The sequence below is a fragment of the Rossellomorea oryzaecorticis genome (genome assembly GCF_045897515.1).
Lineage (GTDB): Bacteria > Bacillota > Bacilli > Bacillales > Bacillaceae_B > Rossellomorea > Rossellomorea enclensis.
The window spans coordinates 1-20,901 of record NZ_JBJOSA010000016.1; the positions used below are offsets into that span (position 1 = coordinate 1).

20 protein-coding genes are annotated in these 20,901 nt (G+C 44.7%); 8 read left to right on the top strand and 12 right to left on the bottom strand.

Translation table 11 applies throughout. The features are described from left to right. Positions 1–286: 286 nt before the first annotated feature. Positions 287–1,531, top strand: coding sequence for a glycosyltransferase (locus ACKA06_RS16140; RefSeq protein WP_411160133.1), 1,245 nt, complete (start codon positions 287–289; stop codon positions 1,529–1,531). Between the two features lie 26 nt (positions 1,532–1,557). Beyond that, positions 1,558–2,898: a nucleotide sugar dehydrogenase gene (locus ACKA06_RS16145; protein WP_411160134.1), complete on the top strand. Its 1,341-nt coding sequence runs from the start codon at positions 1,558–1,560 to the stop codon at positions 2,896–2,898. A gap of 247 nt (positions 2,899–3,145) precedes the next feature. Here the strand turns inward: ACKA06_RS16145 and ACKA06_RS16150 are convergent, their stop codons facing one another. From ACKA06_RS16150 to ACKA06_RS16190, 9 genes are all read right to left on the bottom strand, one after another. Further along, on the bottom strand, positions 3,146–4,111 hold the full coding sequence (locus ACKA06_RS16150; protein ID WP_411160135.1) for a sugar-binding transcriptional regulator: 966 nt from the start codon (positions 4,109–4,111) through the stop codon (positions 3,146–3,148). 63 nt (positions 4,112–4,174) lie between these two features. After that, a complete protein-coding gene (locus tag ACKA06_RS16155) occupies positions 4,175–4,459 on the bottom strand; it encodes a PTS sugar transporter subunit IIB (protein ID WP_411160136.1) in 285 nt (94 codons plus the stop codon). 20 nt (positions 4,460–4,479) lie between these two features. Then, the gene (locus ACKA06_RS16160; RefSeq protein ID WP_411160137.1) at positions 4,480–5,130 is read right to left on the bottom strand and encodes an L-ribulose-5-phosphate 4-epimerase; all 651 of its coding nucleotides are present in this window, start codon (positions 5,128–5,130) and stop codon (positions 4,480–4,482) included. A gap of 23 nt (positions 5,131–5,153) precedes the next feature. Continuing rightward, on the bottom strand, positions 5,154–6,506 hold the full coding sequence (locus tag ACKA06_RS16165; RefSeq protein ID WP_411160138.1) for a PTS galactitol transporter subunit IIC: 1,353 nt from the start codon (positions 6,504–6,506) through the stop codon (positions 5,154–5,156). Positions 6,507–6,542: 36 nt separating this feature from the next. After that, positions 6,543–6,995 carry a PTS sugar transporter subunit IIA gene (locus ACKA06_RS16170; protein ID WP_411160139.1) on the bottom strand — a complete coding sequence of 151 codons (453 nt, stop codon included), beginning with the start codon at positions 6,993–6,995 and terminating at the stop codon, positions 6,543–6,545. Between the two features lie 183 nt (positions 6,996–7,178). Then, positions 7,179–8,561 carry a dihydrolipoyl dehydrogenase gene (gene lpdA, locus ACKA06_RS16175; protein ID WP_411160140.1) on the bottom strand — a complete coding sequence of 461 codons (1,383 nt, stop codon included), beginning with the start codon at positions 8,559–8,561 and terminating at the stop codon, positions 7,179–7,181. 13 nt (positions 8,562–8,574) lie between these two features. Then, positions 8,575–9,903, bottom strand: a complete 1,329-nt coding sequence (locus ACKA06_RS16180; RefSeq protein ID WP_411160141.1) for a 2-oxo acid dehydrogenase subunit E2 — start codon at positions 9,901–9,903, stop codon at positions 8,575–8,577. A 16-nt stretch (positions 9,904–9,919) separates the two neighbouring features. Further along, on the bottom strand, positions 9,920–10,903 hold the full coding sequence (locus tag ACKA06_RS16185) for an alpha-ketoacid dehydrogenase subunit beta (protein ID WP_411160142.1): 984 nt from the start codon (positions 10,901–10,903) through the stop codon (positions 9,920–9,922). Between the two features lie 13 nt (positions 10,904–10,916). After that, the gene (locus ACKA06_RS16190) at positions 10,917–11,900 is read right to left on the bottom strand and encodes a thiamine pyrophosphate-dependent dehydrogenase E1 component subunit alpha (protein WP_411160143.1); all 984 of its coding nucleotides are present in this window, start codon (positions 11,898–11,900) and stop codon (positions 10,917–10,919) included. Between the two features lie 304 nt (positions 11,901–12,204). On the opposite strand from ACKA06_RS16190, the gene ACKA06_RS16195 reads away from it, so the two are divergent. The 6 genes from ACKA06_RS16195 to ACKA06_RS16220 all read left to right on the top strand — a co-directional run bounded on the left by ACKA06_RS16195 (position 12,205) and on the right by ACKA06_RS16220 (position 16,480). After that, positions 12,205–12,591, top strand: coding sequence for a transcriptional regulator GutM (locus ACKA06_RS16195; RefSeq protein ID WP_058299272.1), 387 nt, complete (start codon positions 12,205–12,207; stop codon positions 12,589–12,591). A 15-nt stretch (positions 12,592–12,606) separates the two neighbouring features. Beyond that, positions 12,607–13,158: a PTS glucitol/sorbitol transporter subunit IIC gene (gene srlA, locus ACKA06_RS16200; RefSeq protein ID WP_032086821.1), complete on the top strand. Its 552-nt coding sequence runs from the start codon at positions 12,607–12,609 to the stop codon at positions 13,156–13,158. A 16-nt stretch (positions 13,159–13,174) separates the two neighbouring features. Continuing rightward, entirely contained in the window at positions 13,175–14,209 is a 1,035-nt protein-coding gene (gene srlE / locus ACKA06_RS16205; RefSeq protein ID WP_411160144.1) for a PTS glucitol/sorbitol transporter subunit IIB, read from the top strand. A gap of 20 nt (positions 14,210–14,229) precedes the next feature. After that, positions 14,230–14,607, top strand: coding sequence for a PTS glucitol/sorbitol transporter subunit IIA (locus ACKA06_RS16210; protein ID WP_411160145.1), 378 nt, complete (start codon positions 14,230–14,232; stop codon positions 14,605–14,607). Between the two features lie 18 nt (positions 14,608–14,625). Continuing rightward, a complete protein-coding gene (locus ACKA06_RS16215; RefSeq protein WP_411160146.1) occupies positions 14,626–15,951 on the top strand; it encodes an NAD(P)H-dependent oxidoreductase in 1,326 nt (441 codons plus the stop codon). A 190-nt stretch (positions 15,952–16,141) separates the two neighbouring features. Further along, the gene (locus ACKA06_RS16220) at positions 16,142–16,480 is read left to right on the top strand and encodes a bh protein (protein WP_411160147.1); all 339 of its coding nucleotides are present in this window, start codon (positions 16,142–16,144) and stop codon (positions 16,478–16,480) included. Between the two features lie 179 nt (positions 16,481–16,659). Here ACKA06_RS16220 and ACKA06_RS16225 read toward each other — a convergent pair whose 3' ends face one another. The 3 genes from ACKA06_RS16225 to araA form a co-directional block, all read right to left on the bottom strand. After that, positions 16,660–17,691 (bottom strand): aldose epimerase family protein, encoded by a 1,032-nt coding sequence (locus ACKA06_RS16225; RefSeq protein ID WP_411160148.1) that lies wholly within the window; start codon positions 17,689–17,691, stop codon positions 16,660–16,662. Between the two features lie 143 nt (positions 17,692–17,834). Further along, the gene (locus ACKA06_RS16230) at positions 17,835–19,238 is read right to left on the bottom strand and encodes a sugar porter family MFS transporter (protein ID WP_411160149.1); all 1,404 of its coding nucleotides are present in this window, start codon (positions 19,236–19,238) and stop codon (positions 17,835–17,837) included. Positions 19,239–19,444: 206 nt separating this feature from the next. Then, complete coding sequence (araA, locus tag ACKA06_RS16235; protein ID WP_411160150.1) at positions 19,445–20,869, bottom strand: L-arabinose isomerase; 1,425 nt, start codon at positions 20,867–20,869, stop codon at positions 19,445–19,447. Positions 20,870–20,901 lie beyond the last annotated feature (32 nt).

Sequence of the window (20,901 nt, forward strand, 5' to 3'; positions counted from 1 at the left end):
TTAAAACGGGAAAACGGATGAACAGAAGGGTTTTAGAAAGCGACTTTTTCAGTGGTCCCTACCTGTCCCCCCGACCCACCACGGTCCAACCGGAATACCCCAAGGGACCCCAAGCCCACCCCATCCTACCCATCAACCTCCCATCGCTTTACATTACTACGTTTACACTGCCATCCAAGGAAACAATTCTCTCGTTTGAACAGCTCCAGCAAGGTGTAAAACCTAACAGCAGCACCCTGAGAGCTTGTTTATTTATACAAATTTTATTCATAAAGGAGAGTAACCCTTGGCAGAAAAGAGAATTCACAAACTATTTATCATTCTTTTATTTGGACTGATCGTGAGCATGTTAATCGTGGTCCGTAAATATGCGCATGGCGGGGTGGACTATACCCTGGGCGTGTACGGCTCAATCATGATTACATATTTACTTGGAAAGATGCTTCTTTCCTTTCGGTACAAGCCCAAAAACGGGACGCCACCTGACTTAAAAGTGTCAGTCGTCATCCCTTCTTATAATGAGAAGCCCGATGCCGTCATCAAGACGGTGGAGAGCATCCTACACCAGGATTACCCTGTTCACGAGATATTCTTTGTGGACGATGGCAGTAAAGATATTTCAGGTTATGAAGCCATTCTTCAGCTGAAAGAAAGCCGGAACATCGGAAACCTAATTGTTCACCGTCTGGAAAAAAATCAAGGGAAAAGGCATGCCCAGATCTGGGCGTTCAAGCGGGCGACGGGTGACATCATTTTCACCGTCGATTCCGATGGATATGTGTATCCGGATGCCACCCGCGAATTGCTGATTCCTTTCCACGACCCGGAAGTGCAGGCGGTGACCGGCCATATCAATGCCAGGAACCGGACCGATAACTGGTTTACAAAATTATTGGATATGCGCTACGAGAATGCCTTTCGAGTAGAAAGGGCCGCTCAGTCCGTGACGGGAAATGTCCTTGTCTGCTCCGGACCGATCAGCTGCTACAGGCGGGAAGTCATCATGGATAACATCTATGACTACGGCAATCAGACCTTCCTTGGGGAGCCTGTTCAATTCGGGGACGACCGCTGCCTGACGAACTACGCGATCCTCCGGGGAAAGACCGTCTATCAATCAAATGCCATGTGCCTCACGGATGTCCCGGATACCGTCCGTCAATTCATCAAACAGCAGATCCGTTGGAATAAGTCTTTCTTCCGTGAAAGCCTGAATGCGTTAAAAGTAGGATTGAAGAAACCGAGGACCCTCATTTGGGTGCTGCTGGAGCTGTCACTTTGGATCCTGTTCGGATTCGTCCTGCTATTTGCCTTTATTTTTAAAGCAAAAACGATCGGCCTGCTGCTGATGTTCTATTATTTCATCTACATCTGTCTGTCGGCTTATGCGAGAAACATCTACTATATCCTGAAGCACCCGATCGTGTTCCTGATGGCCCCTTTATACGGCCTGATTCACTTGGGACTGCTGTTCCCATTACGGATGTACGCACTTGCTACGCTTAAATCGAATGGATGGGGCACACGCTGACCCACCGATAAAAGGAGATTATATACATGAGTGTCAATCAACAAGACTTACTATCTATCTCACCCAATCATAAAGACTACCTTTATCATAAAATCAAAAACAAAACAGCCCGCATCGGAGTGATCGGGCTGGGCTATGTCGGCCTCCCCACTGCCTTTGAAAAAGCGGAAGAAGGGTACGACGTCATCGGTTTTGACGTATCTGATCTTAAAGTAAAACAAGTTAATGGCGGGAAGAATTATATCAATGATATTGATGACGCAAAGTTTAACGAAATTACAAAAGCAAGGAAGAAACTAAGCGCGACTACTGATTTTTCGAAACTGAACCAGGTGGACGTCGTACTTATTTGTGTACCGACCCCAATCGACGAATACAAGCAGCCGGACCTATATTTTGTAAGGTCAGCGACTGATTCGATTGCCGCGAATCTGCATCCCGGCATGCTTGTGATCCTGGAAAGCACCACGTACCCGGGAACGACAGAGGAAATCATGATGCCTTTATTTGCAGAAAAAGGATATACCGCCGGAAAGGACCTTTTCGTTGCCTATTCACCTGAACGAATAGATCCGGGTAACCGGAAGTTCGGCATTAAAAACACTCCTAAAATCGTTGGCGGGGTGACTGAACACTGCACATCGCTTGCTGCCGGATTTATCGGGGAGGTTGCCTATCCCGTTTCTTCCGTTAAAGTGGCTGAAATGGCCAAAGTCTATGAAAATACCTTCCGCTTCATCAACATCGCGTTTGCCAACGAAATGGCCGTGCTGGGTGAAAAAATGGACATCGATATGTGGGAAGTCATCGAGGCTTCAGGCACCAAACCATACGGATTCATGAAGTTCTTCCCCGGCCCGGGTGTCGGCGGACACTGCATTCCGGTGGATCCGTATTACCTGACATATAAGGCAAAAGAAATGAACCAGAACACCAAACTGATTGAACTGGCAGGCGAGATCAACAACAACATGAGTGAAGTCGTAGTCAACCGTGCAATGAAGGCACTCAATGAGCACGGAAAAGCGATTAACGGAAGCAAAGTAGTGTTATTGGGAGCAGCATACAAAAAAGACATTGGCGACATGCGTGAATCACCAATCCTGCCAATCCTTGATGAACTGGCAAACGCAAACGCCGAAATCAAAGTATGCGACCCTTTCATACACCAAGTCCCTATTAACAACAACATGCATCCAACAGTCAACTACTCAAAAAAACTGCTGCAAAACGCAGACCTGGTCATCATCGGAACCGACCACACCTGCTTCAACTACAAAGAAATCCTGGAACAATCCAAAATCGTCCTCGACACCAGGAACGCCTGTAAAAACATTGGGGAGAAGTATACGAATTATATTAGGTGAGCCACTTGGCTCATCTTTTTTCAAATGGGTCATGGGGTCTGGTCCCCGAGCCATGGGGACAGGTACCGTGACCCACCCGAACTTTCAAAGAGCCAGGGGGACAGGAACCGTGGCCCTCTTACTCCGACCCACGGCGACCAAGCCCGCCCCCTCAAATGAAATCACACAAAAAAGACTGCCTTTTCACTTTGAAAGGCAGTCTTTTTCTTAGAGTAAAGTGGGAATCTTCACTATTTAACTCATTAATCTATTCAAGATCTTTTCCAACTTCCCTGACTATCGCTTCTGCAGTCTGTTCGTCAATGATGAGGACATTGATGTAGCCGCCTCTTAAGGCTCCAAGAACGCTCTCCATTTTGTGGGATCCTTCTACAAGGGCTATGACGTTTTCCAGGGCCTTTAATTCCTCCAGTGTGATACCGATTACCTTATCAATCAAAGAATCACTTACCGGGACACCTTTTTCGTCAAAGAACCTGAATCCGATGTCTCCAACCGCTCCTTTTTTTCTAAGCTGGGAAAGGTCGGATTCTTTAAGGTAGCCCATTTTGGTGAGCGTAGACCCTTTGTGGGGATTACCGATACCTATCAGGGCCATGTCGACTTTGCGTCCGATTTTCAATACAGATTCAATATCCTGCATTTCCATTAACCGATTCTTCAGCTCTTCGGTTTCCACGATGGCAGGTGCGTATAGGTAGGAGCAGCTTCCATTCATTTTTTTGGCCAATTCATTGGCCAGTTGATTGGCGTGGATCTCCACGGACTGATTTCCCATTCCTCCTTCCATTGGTACGACCCTGATTCCATCCCTTCTTTCATATGGGTATTCCTGTACAAGATATCCTAAGGTTGTTCCCCATGAAATCCCGATATTTTTAATTCCCTTCATATTGTGGGAAATATAGTTGGCTCCAGCTTGGCCTACTGCCCGTTTGGCCATTTCATCGGTCATCCCGAGGCTCGGAACCACTACGGCATGATTCAGGTTAAAATGTTTTTCCAGCTGCTGTTCCAGCTCCACGGTGTGAACGCTTTCATCTTTAATGTAGATTTCTACAATGCCTGCGTCTTTTGCTTTCTGGATCATTTTGGATATGACCGGTCTTGATACATCCATTTTTTTAGCAATTTGCGCCTGAGTCCAGCCCTCTTTATAGTATAGGCTGGCCACTTTCACCAACTGCCGTTTCTCTTGCCACTCTATGTTCATCACCCTTTACTAACAGGTGTAATAGATGAAGATCATCCATTACACCTTAACGTTCTACTATGATTATGCCTGTATTTCCTTCTTTAGTCTATCATACATGGTATCTACATTAATGCCTGTTAATAAAGGGACTCCATCAATGACTCTTCCTTTTATGTTATCGGGTACAAGAGTGGTAGAAATGACGATATCATAATCATCTATACGGCTTAATTCTTCACTGATCTTTGACTGATATACTTTCACATCCCGGTCCAGGTTATTTTCTTTGAGCCAATTGTTGACCTTCCCAACGACCACTGTTGAAGTGGCGATTCCTGTACCACACATGATTAATAATTTTTTCATTTTCCTCTACCCCTTTGAAATTAATGATTTTTTTGACCATAACTGGTTTGATAATATTGATGCGAGACTTGAATGATGTCGTTATCCAAGGATGCCAACCCAGGGTTGTGCAGGGTGGCATAATGGGAATACTCAGCTACTTCTTCTAATATGACTGCCGCCTTCAATGCGGACTCCACATTTTTCCCTACCGTGAATACTCCATGATTCCTTAATAAAATGGCTGGAGATTCCCCGATATTGCTGACAATTTGTTCGCCGATTTCTTCTTCACCGATTGCCGCAAAGCCCGAACATGGAACCCCTTTACCAAAAATGTTAGCAGCCGTAGTGGCGTATGCCGGCAAGCTTTCACCTCTAATGGCGAAACTAGTGGCAAAGGGAGAATGAGTATGAACGATACTATGAATATCCTGACGGTGACGGTAAACGTACAAATGGCTGGCTGTATCAACAGATGGCTTTAAATCTCCTTTAATTACGTTTCCATCGAGATCGACCACCACCATTTTGTCTGCTGTCAGCTCTTCAAAATGTACGCCGCTTGGTTTGATGATCACCAGATTCCGATTTGGAATACGAAGGCTTACATTGCCGCTGGTCCACTTAACCAGACCGTTTTCTTTCAAGGCTTTATTTGCTTCACAGACTTTTCTTTTGAGCTCTTCCAAGGAATAACCCTCCTTACTCCTATCTACATTCCTAAATCGTTGTTATTGGTCACCGTTCTCTTCGGCTTAATTTTGTTCAGGTAAATCAAACCGCCCATAGCTACTGCACCGATAATCGTGATTCCTGTCCAGCTTAGTACTTTTGCCAGCCCTACAAACAAGTATGTCGTCCATACTGCTCCGTCGACTAATGCAGATACACTTGTACTGTCTCCAATATCGAAATTAGCATTTAAAGCAGCTTCAGTAATCAATGGTGCTGCCCAGGAAGCGATAAGGAGTCCGACCGCCATATAAAAAGTTCCTGCTACGACAGTCCTTACAATGTTCCCATTAAAAACAGGTGTCATCAAACAGATAAGGAAAGGAATTGTCGCTAAATCCCCAAATGGCAGAACGGTATTGCCAGGCAGAACGACTGCTAGGAAAAGCGTGATCGGCACAATGATCAGTGCAGAAGATAACACGGCGGGATGACCGACTGATAAGGCACTGTCCATACCGATATATAAATCACGGTTCGGCAGTCTTTTTCTGACAAATTCACTGGCAGCTTCCGAGATAGGAGAAAGTCCTTCCATCAGCAAGGCAACCATCCGCGGCATCAAGAGCATGACCGCTCCAGTCGAGACTGCAAGCTGAAGAATTTCTGTCACGTTGTATCCTGCTAAATATCCTATGACTAGCCCTATTAATACGCCCATCACCGTGGTATCACCGAAGATCCCCAGTCGTTTTTGGATTGTCTCAGGGTCAGCTTTCAGTTTGTTGAAAACCGGAATCCGGTCAAACACCCAATTCATCGGTAAAGCCAATAAATAAGAAGGAGCTGAAGCCCCGTGCGGGAACGTGATGTTAGGAAAACCGTAGAATCTGGAGATATCCTTTGCAATCAGATCTCCCAAGAAGAAAACAACGATGACATGAATCGCAATGGTGTAAAGTCCCAAGTAGAAGTTACCAGTCAACACATACACAAGTGAACCTGTAAAAGCACAATGCCAATAATCCCAGATATCAACATTCAGTGTTCTAGTTAATCCGAAGATCAGCAGCAGCACATTCAACCCGATCCCAACCGGGATGGCAAGACTCCCGAGTGCGGTCCCGTAAGAAATGGCAGCTGCTGCCGGCCATCCTACGTCAATGGTTTTCAGTGAAAACCCAAAGTTATCGACCATCGCCTTAGAAGCAGGTCCAAGACTATCCGTCAGTAAACCGATAACCAAGTTTAAACCGATGAACCCTATACCGACTGTTAATCCGGCTTTAAACGCTTTGCCGGGCTTCGTACCCAGAATAAGACCAAATATGAATAATAATATCGGCAGCATGACCGAAGGACCTAAATCAACAAACCATTGCAATACCTCCATGTTTCTCGTCCCCTTTTCTTCATTTTTTATTTATCACTACATTAACCCTGCAGCCTCCAATACATTGTTTAATTCATCCTGGCTGCTGCAGGCTGAGAAACTGTTAACCAAATGTTCCGATTGGAATATACCGATAAGTTTCTGAAGTGTGTCTAAATGATCATTCGGATTCTTAATTGCCAGGAGAAAAATAAGTTTCACTTGAACAGGCTCATTACTCCCCATCGCCTTGAACTCTACCGGGTTTTCCAGGGAAGCAAACCCAATTTGAGTCTGGAGAACATTTTCTGAGTCTGCATGAGGGATCGCGATCCCAAATGGCAGCGTTTGAAGTCCTGTAGGAAACTCCCTTTCTCTCTCTATCACGCTTTGTTTATACTCATTTGTTACCAGCTCTTTTTCTTCCATCCGGCTGACTAACTCTGCAATGACTTCTTCTCTATCCTTGAAATTTCTATTAAACAATGAGACTTCTTTATCAAAGAACATTTTCTCCCCCCTTGAACCTTCACTTCTTATAAATAGCCAATAAATAAAGCGCTTACAAATAATTTACATTTGTTCATGTATATTACTATTGTAAGAAATTTATGTTTTATTATGACTGCTGGATTTCATGTTCTATGGTGATCACTTTACAAAAAACAATTTAGTATTTGAAAAACTCTTATTCTAGTGATGCACCCCTTTCCCAAGCCATGAAGCTGCAGCTTCATATATACTTTCAGAAACAGTCGGATGTGGATGGATCATGGACGCCATTTCATCAACCGTTCCTTCAAGGTGAATGAATGCAGAAGGTTCACCAATCATTTCTGTCACATGCGGGCCAACCATTGTCACCCCTAGGATTTCTCCATGGGTTGTATCTGCAATCAATTTCACAAAGCCTTCCTTTTCATCCAGGGCCAGAGCCTTACCATTCCCGGAATGGTCGACTTTGACCACTTTGAAAGAAAGACCCTGTTCCTTTGCTTCTTCCTCTGTTATCCCCACACTTGCAATTTCAGGGCTGGTATATACGCAGCGCGGAACGACGTTGTATTGAACCTGGCCGGTACCCCCTGCTGCGTTTGCAGCGGCAGTCAACCCTTCGGCACTTGCAACATGTGCAAGCTGCCAGCCCCCGATGACATCACCAACTGCATAAACAGAAGAATCACTTGTCTTCAATTCAGAATCGACCTTGATATAAGGACCATTCATTTTAAGGTTCAAAGCTTCCACCGGGGAAGTCTGGGGACTTCTGCCAACAGAGAGTAGAATGGCATCAGCCAGAAGAGAATCATGCTCCCCTCCCGCCTTCTCGATTCCGACAGTCTGCTCGCCGGAGCTGGAGACAACCTCTTTCACCCTTGTATTCGTTAAGATCCGGATGCCTTTCTTTTTTAGAGACTTGGCCAGAGCACTGGATGCATCCGGGTCTTCACTGGGAACAATTCTGTCCCCCATCTCAACAATCGTGACCGGTACCTTTAAGCTTGAAAATATACAGGCAAACTCAACGCCGATTATCCCGCCGCCTACTATGACAAGCGACTTCGGGATGGATTCTATTGAAAAAATGGTGTCACTTGTATAATGGACTGCGTCTTGGAGCCCCGGAATCCCGGGAATGATCGGACTTGAACCTGTAGCAATAATCAGCTTGTCATAAGAAATACGCTCTTCCCCGTCACTCATGCTGATAAATAGTTCCCCATTTCCCCGTGCCGTTCCAAAGCCATTGTAGACATCAATTTTTCCCTTTTTTAATAAAAACCCTATCCCGTTCCTAAGTTTTTCAATGACCTGGTCTTTTCGTTGGAACATTTTCGCGAGCGATAACGTTACAGGTCCCGTTTCAATTCCCCAGCTTTTTGCTTTTTCAAGGTTATCTATTACTTCTGAATGCCTTAATAATGTTTTAGAAGGAATACACCCCCGATTAAGACAAGTGCCTCCTAATTCACGGGCCTCGACGATTGCTGTCTTCTTCCCGAGTTGAGCTGCCCGTATCGCCGCTACATATCCCCCGGGACCGCCGCCTAATACGACAATGTCATATTTTTTCACAGTTATCGACTCCTTAGACAAGTAGTTCAAAAGGCTGTTCGAGAACAGTCTTCAAATCTGTTAGAAAGGCAGCCGCCGGTGCACCGTCAATAACACGGTGATCGAATGATAAACTCACACTCATCATCGGCCGAAGCTCAATCTTTCCGTTTACACCGGCAGGCTTTTCCTGAATTCTGCCGACTCCCAGGATGGCTGATTCCGGTTGATTGATGACAGGGGTGAACGCATCAACCGCGTACATTCCAAGATTGCTGATTGTAAACGTTCCGCCTTTCATATCGTCAGGCTTCAATTTATTTTCCCTTGCAGCTTTCCCCAATGTTTTACATTTCTCAGTCAGAGCTGCCAGGCCTTTTTGATCTGCCTCTTTAACAACCGGTACAAGCAGGCCATTTTCAACTGCGACCGCAAGCCCTATATTGACTGATTCATGATACGTGATGTAATCCCCGTCCAGAGAAACATTGATGCCCGGATGGTCTTTCAAAACGTGAGCAGCCGCTTTCACGATGATTTCCGTGTAAGAAATCCGATAGCCGGTTTTCTTTTCAATCTTGGCTAATAGTTGTTCTCTCATCTTTATGGCCGCTGCCATATCCACTTCACTGGTTAAAGTAACATGGGGAGCGGAAGCCTTACTCTCTACCATTCGATTTGCAACTATCTTGCGGATGCCTTCCATTTTCACACGCGCAGGCTGTTGTTGTGCAGATGGTTCTTGGAGCTGCCGTTCAATATCTTTCCTGTAGACTTTCCCGCGGGGTCCCGAACCTTCGACGTCTGCTACGCTCACTCCTTTTGCCTTGGCTACTTTCCTGGCAAGCGGTGTGGCTTTCTTTACTTCACGTCCGGCATGCAAGAAGGCTGCAACATCTGTTTCGTGAATCCTTCCATTCGGACCGGAGCCTTCAACTTCCAAGAGTGCGACTCCCGATTCCCTCGCAGCTCGTCTTGCGGCAGGTGTTGCCCTGACTTTTCCTTTCTCTCCACTGGTTATTTCTTCTTCGGTTCGAACCTTCTCCGGAGCAGGTTGTGAACTCTCATTCACCTCTTGTTCAGTACCGTCCGACTCTCCAGGAGGAGCATCCGGCACTTTTTCTCCTTGAGTGCCTATATATCCAATTACATGATTAACGGCCACTTCATCATCTTCTTTAAAATAGCGCTTAATCAGTGTCCCTTCCTCATAAGCCTCTACTTCAATATTGATCTTATCTGTCATGATTTCGAATAACGGATCACCAATCTCCACAGAGTCCCCTTCTTCTTTAAACCATTGAAGAACCGTACCGACCTCCATGGTGGAACTGAGTTTCGGCATGAAAATTTCCTTGGCCATTTCTCTCCCCCTCTCTCTACACTTGGTTTAGCGTTTCTTTTACCGCATGTATGATATCTTCAACTTGCGGAACAGCTGCCTTTTCAAGTTCCGGATTATACGGGATAGGGACCGCTTTCCCGCCGAGGCGCTTAATGGGGGCATCAAGATAATCGAACGCTTCGCTTTCTGCAATCATGCCGGCAATTTCTCCACCAAAACCACCCCGTTTTACCGCTTCATGAACCACGATGACTCTGCCTGTCTTTCTCACTGACTGAACGATTGTTTCTTCATCCAGCGGCACCAGCGTACGAGGGTCGATGATTTCAACACTGATTCCTTCCTTATCCAGTTTCTCTGCTGCTTCCAGCGCTTTATGAACCATCATAGCAGTCGCTACAATCGTTACGTCTTTTCCTTCCTTTTTCACGTCTGCTTTTCCTAATGGGATGCTGTACTGCTCTTCAGGCACATCGGATTTGGTTTTATAACATAATTTGTGCTCATAAAAGATGACAGGATTGTCATCGTCCATTGCAGCTTTCAAAAGACCTTTTGCATCATAGGCAGTAGATGGCTGGACCACTTTTAAACCTGGAATATGAGTCATCCACGCTTCAAGACTTTGCGAGTGCTGGGCAGCAGCTCCAGTCCCTGAACCTGCCGGGGTCCTCAGCACCATGGGCACCTTTCCTTTACCACCGTACATATAACGGATTTTCGCAGCCTGATTGACCATATTATCCATCGCAATGGTAATGAAATCGGAGAATTGAAGCTCGAGGATCGGTCTCATCCCGGTTAACGCAGCCCCCACTGCCGTGCCTGAAATTGCCGCTTCAGAAATAGGAGTATTCCTCACTCGTTCTGGTCCGAATTCTTCAATCATTCCCCGAGTGACTCCGAAGGCTCCCCCATATACACCAATGTCCTCTCCAAGGATGAAGACGTCTTCGTTTTGTCGCATTTCCTGACTCATTGCTTCCCGCACTGCTTCTAAATATGTGATTTCTCTCACGCTTGGCTCCCCCTTATGCGTATATATCTTCCATTAAGGTATCAAGTGTCGGTTTAGGACTATTTTTGGCAAATTCTACAGACTCTTCAATCGATTCTTTTGCTTCATTTTTATAGAAATCCGCCTTCTCTTCAGTAAGAATCCCTTCTTCGATCAAAACCGATCGCAACCTCATAATCGGATCTTTTTGTTTCCATTCTTTTTCTTCTTCCCTGGTCCGGTACTTTTTCGCATCACTTTTCGAATGCCCTTTCCAGCGATAGGTCTTGGCTTCAATGATGGAAGGCCCTTTTCCGTTCCGGGCATATTGCACCGCCTCATTGACATTGTTCATGACGTCAAAGATGTCATTCCCATCGACTACCTTACCTGGGATCCCGTAGCTTTTTGCCCGTTCTGCAATATGTTCAATGTTTACCATGTCTTTTACCGGGCCAGACATTCCGTACTGGTTATTTTCACATATGAATACAACCGGAAGCTTCCAGATGGAAGCCAGGTTGACAGCTTCATGAAAACTGCCTTCATTCGAAGCTCCGTCCCCAAAGAAACAAAGGACAACATAGCCCAGTTTTTTCATCTGAGATGTCAGGGCTGCACCTGTCGCAATCGCAAAACCCCCGCCTACGATCCCATTCGCCCCGAGGTTTCCGATATCCAGGTCTGCGATGTGCATCGAACCGCCTTTTCCTTTACAGTATCCGGTTGTCCGTCCGAACAATTCAGCCATCATCCCATTAACCTCGGCACCTTTCGCAATACAGTGACCATGTCCTCTATGCGTGCTTGTTATTTTATCTCTTTGGTCGAGGACAGCAATCGCACCTGCGGCTGATGCCTCCTGTCCGACAGCTAAGTGAGTTGTTCCATGAATCATCCCTTTAGCAAAAAACTCATCTACCTTTTCTTCAAAATAACGAATCAGCCACATCTGGCGGTATAGATCCACTAACTTTTCTTCCGTGATCTGCTTAGGGATATCAACTGTTTTCAACATCTATATTCCCCCTCTTTTTACATTTGTTCTAAATTGGTACATTTGTAAACATCATAAAACCCATATCTCCAACAGTCAAGTTAATTTACAGAATTTTTATTATTTTCCAAACTTATCACCTTGGAGAAAGCTTACAACATAGGTGATTAAACATAAATCTCAAAATTTACTTAGTTAAAGAGTTCCATTTAAATTCTTTTAAAATTTTAAAAATTCAAAAATATATATTGATTTAATCTGTAAGCGCTTTTATAATCGAATTCAAAGGTAACGATATAGAACATATGTAAAAGGAGTTGGGGGAATGAATACTTGGGGATGGTTCATTGCCATCTTTATCGGGATGTGGCTGATACAGTTCTTGCTGACAAAGCTTCAGATGAAGAACTATCAAGCAACGATTCGTCGAATGAGCAAGCGGCCTTCTGGTTATCTTGGTGTCGGCATACAAAAACAAAAGATCGGCATCGGGGTGATCGCCATTGTTGTCACGAACGAAAATGGCACCATCGAAGAATGTGAAGTGATGCAGGGTGTCACGGTTTTCACTAGATTCAAACCATTTACAGCATATGAAGGAATGCATATTAACAAACTGAAGCAACAGTTAAAAGACGAACCAATCGATCAGGCTTTTAAAATGGCACTTGATAAGATTCAAAGTCAAAGAAAGAAAAAACAAGCAGGATAAAGAGGAGGAATTATTATGGATTTCCTGGTCATGATAGCAGAAGGCTTTATCGGGATGTTCCAAAAAGGCGGCGAAACTTTTATGGGGCTTCTCACCGGCATTATCCCGACCCTTATTTGTTTAATTACTGCAGTCAACGCAATCATCAAAATGGTTGGTGAAGAACGCATCAATAGACTCGCACAAAAATCCACCAAGAACATCATCTTGCGCTATACTCTCTTCCCCGTTCTGGCGGTATTCTTCTTAACAAACCCAATGGCCTATACTTTCGGTAAATTCCTGCCGGAAAAACAAAAACCGGCTTTCTACGATTCAGCCGTTTCCTTTGTTCATCCGATTACTGGATTATTCCCGCATGCGAACCCGGCAGAGCTGTTCGTCTATATGGGGATTGCCGCAGGGATCACTGAACTTGGCCTGTCACTCGGACCGCTCGCAATCCGTTTCTTCATTGTAGGAATCATCGTCATCTTAATCCGCGGCGTGGTCACTGAATTCCTGACCGTCCGCATGATGAAATCCAAAGGCATGGACACGACAAACAATAACTCGATGAGTGCATAGAGAGGGGGAAAACGAAATGAGTCAATATCAATCCGTTCAAATTTCAAAAGGTCCGGGAGGCTGGGGCGGTCCCCTGGTCATCCAGCCAACTGACACTAAAAAGTATGTCGTTTCTGTTACAGGCGGAGGCATCCATCCGGTGGCTGAGAAAATTGCCGAGTTAACGGGAGCTGAAGCCGTGGACGGTTTTAAGAAATCATATGAGAAGGAATCCATGGCCTGCGTCATCATCGACTGCGGCGGCACAGCGCGCTGCGGCGTTTATCCAAAGATGGGCGTGCTGACGATTAACGTCAATGCCACTTCCCCATCCGGTCCTTTGATGGCGTTCATAAATGAAGAGAATTTCGTTTCGGGTGTAAAGGAATCAACTATTTCTCCGTCAGATCAAGAAGATGCCGCTACAGGAGAAGCATCAGCTGCTGCCGAACCAATGAACACCCCACTCACCCAGAAAAAAACTCCTCAAGAGTTAAAAGAAGAAGCAAAACGGAAAGCGGCTCAATACCAGCAGCCTAAGAAAACCAATATCGTTGAAAAAGTAGGGCGCGGTGCAGGTAAAGTGGTCGGAGTCTTCTACCAGGCCGGCCGTGAAACGATCGAGCAGGTCATCAAGAACATCCTGCCGTTCATGGCATTTGTCAGTACCCTGATCGGAATCATCCTTTACACAGGGATAGGTGATGTGATTGCGAACGTCGTATCCCCGCTCGCAGGGAATATCGTTGGGCTTCTCATCATTTCAGTCGTATGTGCGATCCCGATCCTTTCCCCGCTGCTCGGCCCGGGTGCCGTCATTGCGCAGGTGGTCGGTGTACTCATCGGGGTTGAAATCGGTAGAGGCAACATCCCGCCTGAATTGGCACTGCCGGCATTATTCGCCATCAACCCTCAGGTTGGAGCGGACTTTGTACCGGTTGGATTAACACTCGGAGAAGCAACTCCGGAAACAATTGAAGTCGGTGTACCGGCGGTTCTTATGTCCCGCTTAATCACTGGACCACTGGCAGTCGTCATCGCATACCTATTCAGTTTCGGACTATACAGCTAATACACACAGGAGGTCATCACGTGGAGGGAATTATGATCAACAAATATCAATCAACCGTAACAGAAGTCGGTGCAGAGGCAGAAATCTTCTTTTCAGAAAATATGATGGTCATCTTCAATGACACCGCGCCGGCTGATCTGAGAACAATCGGAGTGATCCATAAAGAAGCACATCTGCTTGAAGACGTTGAAGCAGGTGATGTTCTGGAAGTAGCCGGAGAAGCCTATGAAATCCTGTTTGTAGGCAGCAAGGTGAATGACACACTGAAGGAGCTCGGTCACTGCACCATCATGTTCAACGGTGAAATCTCGGCTGATCTTCCGGGGACCATGACGGTGGAAAAGAAGCTACTTCCAAACGTAACAGTAGATTCAGAGATTCGTATTGTCAAAAAATAAAGGAGCGAGGTGAATCCTATGTTAGGAATCAATCGAAAGCTTGAAGAATTAGAACGCAGTGGAGAATTAATTAAAGTCGGTCTTGTCGGGGCAGGTCAGATGGGCCGCGGCATGATCTCGCAAATCGAAAGCATGGCAGGGATGAGGGTCGTCATCACCGCAGACATCCAAATCGATAACGTCACCAATGCTTATGTAAAAGCAGGCGTCGATGCCAAACAAATCGTCGTTACAAGTGAAGAAAAGAAAGCTGCCTCTGCGGTAAGGGCAGGGAAAGTTGTCGCCACCACGGCCGCAGGACTCGTGACCTCCCTTCCCGAAGTAGATGTGGTCGTAGATGCAACAGGCGTTCCAAACATAGGAGCCAAAATCGCCTGGGACACCATCCTCAATAAAAAACATATCGTCATGTTAAATGTAGAAGCAGATGTAACAGTCGGCCCGCTGCTCAAAAAGATGGCCGATTCATGCGGTGTCGTGTATACCGGCTCTGCAGGTGACGAACCAGGTGCCATTATGGAACTTTACGATTTCGCGGATGCACTCGGTTTTGAAGTAGTCGCGTTAGGAAAAGGAAAAAACAACCCTCTTAACCTGGCGGCTAATCCTGAGTCTGCGGCCGAAGAAGCTGCGAGAAAAGGTGCAAGCCCCAAAATGCTTGCCTCTTTCCAGGACGGCACCAAAACAATGGTTGAGATGACGGCAGTCGCCAATGCCACCGGCTTCCTTCCGGATCAGCCCGGCATGCACGGGTTTACTGGTTCAGTGGCTGAGCTTCCGGAGATATTCAAGCTGAAGGAAGACGGAGGCCAGGTGAACAATAAAAAGATTGTCGAATACATCAACGGTGTGGCACCGGGCGTATTCGCCATCATCTCTTCTGAAAAGGAAGAAGTCAATCATGAAATGAAATACCTGAGCATGGGTGAAGGACCGAACTACGTCCTCTACCGCCCTTATCACCTGACCAGCTTGGAAACCCCCATCTCAATTGCAAGGGCCCATATCTATAACGAAGCAACGATCGCTCCGTGGGAAGGGCTCCAGGCTGAAACGGTCACAGTCGCAAAAAAAGACCTGGAAGCAGGAGACTATCTTGACAGCATCGGCGGATTCACCGTCTACGGACATATTTTAACCGCTTCTGATGCAAAAGAGAAAAAAGCACTCCCACTCGGTTTGGTGGATCAGAACGTACAAATAAAGAGGAACATCAAAAAAGGGGAGATCATCACATATGATGATGTCGTTCAAATGAAGGAATCAACGATATGGCGGCTGCGCCGTATGCAGGACGAAACGATTGCTTCCGCTGCATCCTGCCCGGTAGAAGTGAACGCATGAAGCAAAGGGTGGATATGAGGTTTGTCTCATATCCATCCTTTATATTCTGAACTTTTTGTTAATAAAGTGAACAAACACCAAAAAACAAGATATACTATAAGAAATGGGGATTGCAGAATTTCCCTCTTTTTGGTTTAATGGAATATAATTCTATTCTGTCTTATATTCAAAACTCGAGAAGGTGGTTAGTATGAAAATAAAACAAATGGAAGCAGATTTATTTTGTGTACATTGTAAAGAAGAGGTCGAGCACCGCATCACATACGTCAATGAGAAGATCAAAAGCGTAGAATGCCTCGAGTGTCATCATAAAATGGACATCAACCTCGATGTAAACCGGGAATTCTACAAAGAAATCTACAAGCGCATCGCCACCAAGCCCGAACGCATCACAAAAGAGTACCAGGCAGACCTCAGCCATTTCTTATTTTCACTCCCTGTCCGCGTCGTAAGCAAACCTTATCGGATTTTGAAAGATATCAATGACTCCAGAAAAGTGATTAAAGGATTTAAAAGAAAAGGTTCTTAATATAGCAGATAGCTGGGTCCATCAGTTGAATGATGGGCTTTTTTGTTGTGGGTCATGTGAGCCAAGGGGTCTGGTCCCTTGGCCCGCTTCATGATCCATGGGGTGAGCCACGGGGACAGGAACCATGACCCACCCGCCTTTTCAAACGAGCCACCGTACCTGTCCCCTTGACCCACCCACTAATAACTTATTTTAAATTTTGTCTGGGAAGTGTAGGTGCTATTTGCTCGAAGAACAATGTCTCCAAAATCTTCAAACTCGATTGCACCTGGAGCAGCCTGAGTTTCAAAGGTAATCCCCCCATGTTGAACTAACTGCTCTCCGTGCATAAGCGGAGGCACATCATCCATAACATTTGCAGTATACACGACTATCGCTGGTTCTTCTGTATAGACCTCAATTGTTAGTTTTTCGTCAGGACTAATCAGCCTCGCAGCGATTTGGTCAAGTCCGGAGCTTGTGAGGAAAAATGGGTGATCGATCCCCTTCACCTTTTTAACCTCTGCATTATCTGAATCAAAGGTGGTTTTTAGTTTCTTCGGAGTTCGGAAATCATAGGATGTGCCACTAACGCTACACTTTTCGCCTGTTACCGTGGTATCTTCATTCACCGGTGCGAATTCATCAGCTGATATTTGTAAAGAATGATCATTGATCGGATTACTTGGATGTCCTGTTAAATTAAAATATACGTGATTGGTTGGATTGAAAATTGTATCTTTATCAGAAATTGCTTTATAGCTTACTGACCAAACATTATCATTGTCCAAGGTATAAGTTACTTTTATTTTTATATTGCCCGGAAAGCCATCCTTTCCATCAGGTAACTCGGTCGAAAAGATAATGGATATACCCTGATCCATCTCGATTACTTCATGAGACCAATACATCAAATCGAGCCCCGAATATCCTCCGTGTAAAGTGTTTCCTGACTGATTAATAGATGTTTGGTAGCGTGATTCATCTATCGTAAATTCACCATTTTTTATTCTTCCAGCGACCCTTCCTATCGTTGCTCCGTAGTATGATTCTTTTTTGTAATCCTCAATCGAATCAAATCCCAATATAACATTCTTACGCCCTGAATCCGTTGGGACAAAAAGGTTGATAATTCTAGCACCAAAATTTGTGACTTCAAGCGTCACTCCGTTATCATTTTCAATAGTAAACAGGAAAGCTTCATCACCAAATGGCCTTTGTGATACTTTCATTCTCCTGCCCCTTCCTCAAACGCTTTCAAAAATGAAAAAGTTGATTTAATAGTATTCCTAACCACCTTAAGGAGTTCAATTGTATCAGGATGACTAGCCGAACATCCACTGCAATTTATGTTAGTTTCTTTAAATTACAACCTTCATAGACCTATTTCCGCACTTTTCCCATGGACTTGTCTATCTTGTCCGATTTTTTCAATTTCCTCTAAACTACGACCGCGAGTTTCAGGAACACGTTTCCGGATAAATAATACTCCCAGTAAGCAAATAACACCGAAGATGGCAAAAACAGCTTCCTGAGCCATCGCAGCGGTCATGATTGGGAATAGCAATCCAACCAAGAAGGAACCGATCCAGTTAAAAGATGAAGCTAATCCTGAAGCACTTCCTCGGATGGCCAACGGAAAAATTTCACCAACTATCACCCAAGTTAATGGAGCCCAGGTGAATGAATAAAGTGCTACATAGATACTTAAAAATACAACCACCATCATCGGGTCTGCATTAGGAATGATTGCATTCAATATTGCCGGCAGAATAAAGGATAGCCCCATAATCGTTCCGCCAACCGTTAATAAAGTTCTGCGATTAAATTTATCAGCAATCACTAAGAATAGTAATGAACCCAGTACGAGAATAACTCCCTGGATAATTGGCCACATTAACGCTGAACTTGCTTCATGCCCTGTTGCATTTTCAACAATCAATGGAATGTAATAGAAAATTGCGTTTGCCCCCTGGAATTGTTGAAACGCAGCAACGCCGACACCGGCAATTACTAAATAACGGTATTTATCACTTAATAGCGTACCCCACGAGACCTTTTGATTTGTCTTTTTTTCTTCTCTGGCAGTTTCTTGAATCTGTTTGATTTCTGTATCAATCTCTTTCTTGTTTGAACGAATATAGCTCAGCACCCTGCGAGCTTCATCAAGTTTATTGTGCTTGATTAAAAAACGGGGTGATTCGGGTAACCTCACCATGCCAAAATATAAGATTATAGCAGGGACGGCAGCCATACCAAGCATCATCCTCCAGGCCATTGTCGCTGGTAAATCTTTTAATAAAAAATCGACAATGTAGGAAAGCAACATCCCAGAAACGATCATGGTTTGATTAATGCCTGATAGTCGTCCTCTTAAACGTGCTGGAGCCATTTCCGACATATAGGCTGGAACCAACGCAGAAGCAGCACCTACGGCCAATCCTAATAAGGTACGAGCAACAATCAGAAAAAGTATCCCATTATGCGGCGCTATTCCAGACAAAATGGATCCAACAACAAAGATCACAGCAGATATTAATATCATTTTGCGCCGTCCCAACCGGTCAGAAAGTTTCCCTGCCAGGACACCTCCAAAAATCGCTCCGAACATTACCGAAGAGGTAATCCAACCAATATGACTTGCGTTTTCAAGGTTCCAATCATGCTGCAAAAAAGGTAAAGCACCAGTCATAACGCCGATATCGTAACCGAAGAGAATGCCTGCGAAAGCACCGAAAAAGTATATGAAGCGACTTGAAATTTTCTTTTCATTAAGCAATATAGTTCCCCCCTCAAGGTTTCAAAAAATCATAATGTTTATAAACTCCACTGCTAAAATATAGTTTCACACCGATTTATTAAGCGTTTTCAATTGTTCTCAAAAAAATAATCCGCTCACAAAATGGAATTGTTTTATTGATGGTCTCCCAATCTTCCACTTTTTATCACCTCCAAGGAGCCCCCTCCTCAGAGGTGATAAGTGTTTTACTTGATCGTTACATACTCCAGATCAACCATTTTTGCATAAGCAATAATTTGATCTGTTGTCAGGTTTAATGAAACAACTGTATGGTGGCCGCCGCCATTTTCTATCCAAGTTTTTACCCCATCCTGAAAGTTTGGTTTAACCTCCCAAAGCACGCGGGCTACCGGAAGTTTTGGAGCTGGTACGGTTGGCTCAAAGGCAGAAATTTCGTTGATCAAAAGTTTGTAATGAGTACCAAAGTCAACCATTGAAACAACGACACCGTCCCCCGCTTTCCCGTCAAACACTAATCGTGCTGGATCTTCTCTATCACCAATACCTAGTGGAGAAACAGTGATTTTTGGTTTATTGCTTGCAAGAGTTGGATCTACTTCAAGCATATGTGATTGAAGAATTGATTCTTGGCCAGCTGCCAACTCATATGTGTAATCTTCCATAAAGCCTGTGGATTGATTATGACTCATCACTTTTAGTAAACGATCGAGCGCTGCCGTCTTCCAATCTCCTTCTGCAGCAAAGCCGTATCCTTGCGCCATTAAACGTTGAACAGCAAGACCAGGAAGCTGTTTCATTCCATACAAATCTTCGAAATTAGTAGTGAATGCATTGTAACCGCCTTCATCAAGGAAACGTTTAATCGCGATTTCATAGCTTGCTTGTACTTTTACACTGGCCTCCCAATCTTCTTTACTATACGTTCCATAATCAAACTCATAATGTTCTGCATATTCTTCAAATAGAGCATCAATTTCCTCGTCTTTGACAGCATCCACGTATTGGACAAGGTCTCCAATGCCGAAGTAGTCCACGGTCCATCCAAATTGAATTTGTGCTTCCACTTTATCTCCTTCAGTCACTCCCACATGACGCATATTGTCACCGAAGCGAGCGACCTTGAGGTTAAAACTCTCATTAAAAGCAATAGCTACGTCCATCCACTCTGCAATTTGCTTTTGGACTTCCGGACGTTCCCAATAACCGACGACCACTTTGTTTTTTTTATTCAAGCGGGCATTGATAAATCCATACTCTCGATCACCATGAGCAGCTTGGTTAAGGTTCATGAAATCCATATCGATTGATTCCCATGGAATACTTTCATTGAATTGTGTTGCTAGATGAAGTAATGGCTTTTGTAATAGTTTTGTTCCGCGGATCCACATTTTGGCAGGGGAGAAGGTATGCATCCAGGTCATAACACCTGCAACCTCGTCGCGATAATTAACTTCTTTCATTATATTTGTAATCTTATCTGCACTAACAGCTAAATCTTGCAATACAACCGGGTAAGGTAACATACCGCTTTCATTCAGTGCATCTGTCATTGTTTGAGCGTGTGCTTTGACCTCCGCTAATGCTTCTTCCCCATAAAGATGTTGCGAGCCTACGACAAACCAAAATTCTTTCTTTTCTATTGCTGACATAGTAATCCTCTTTTCTTTATTTAAGAATTTGT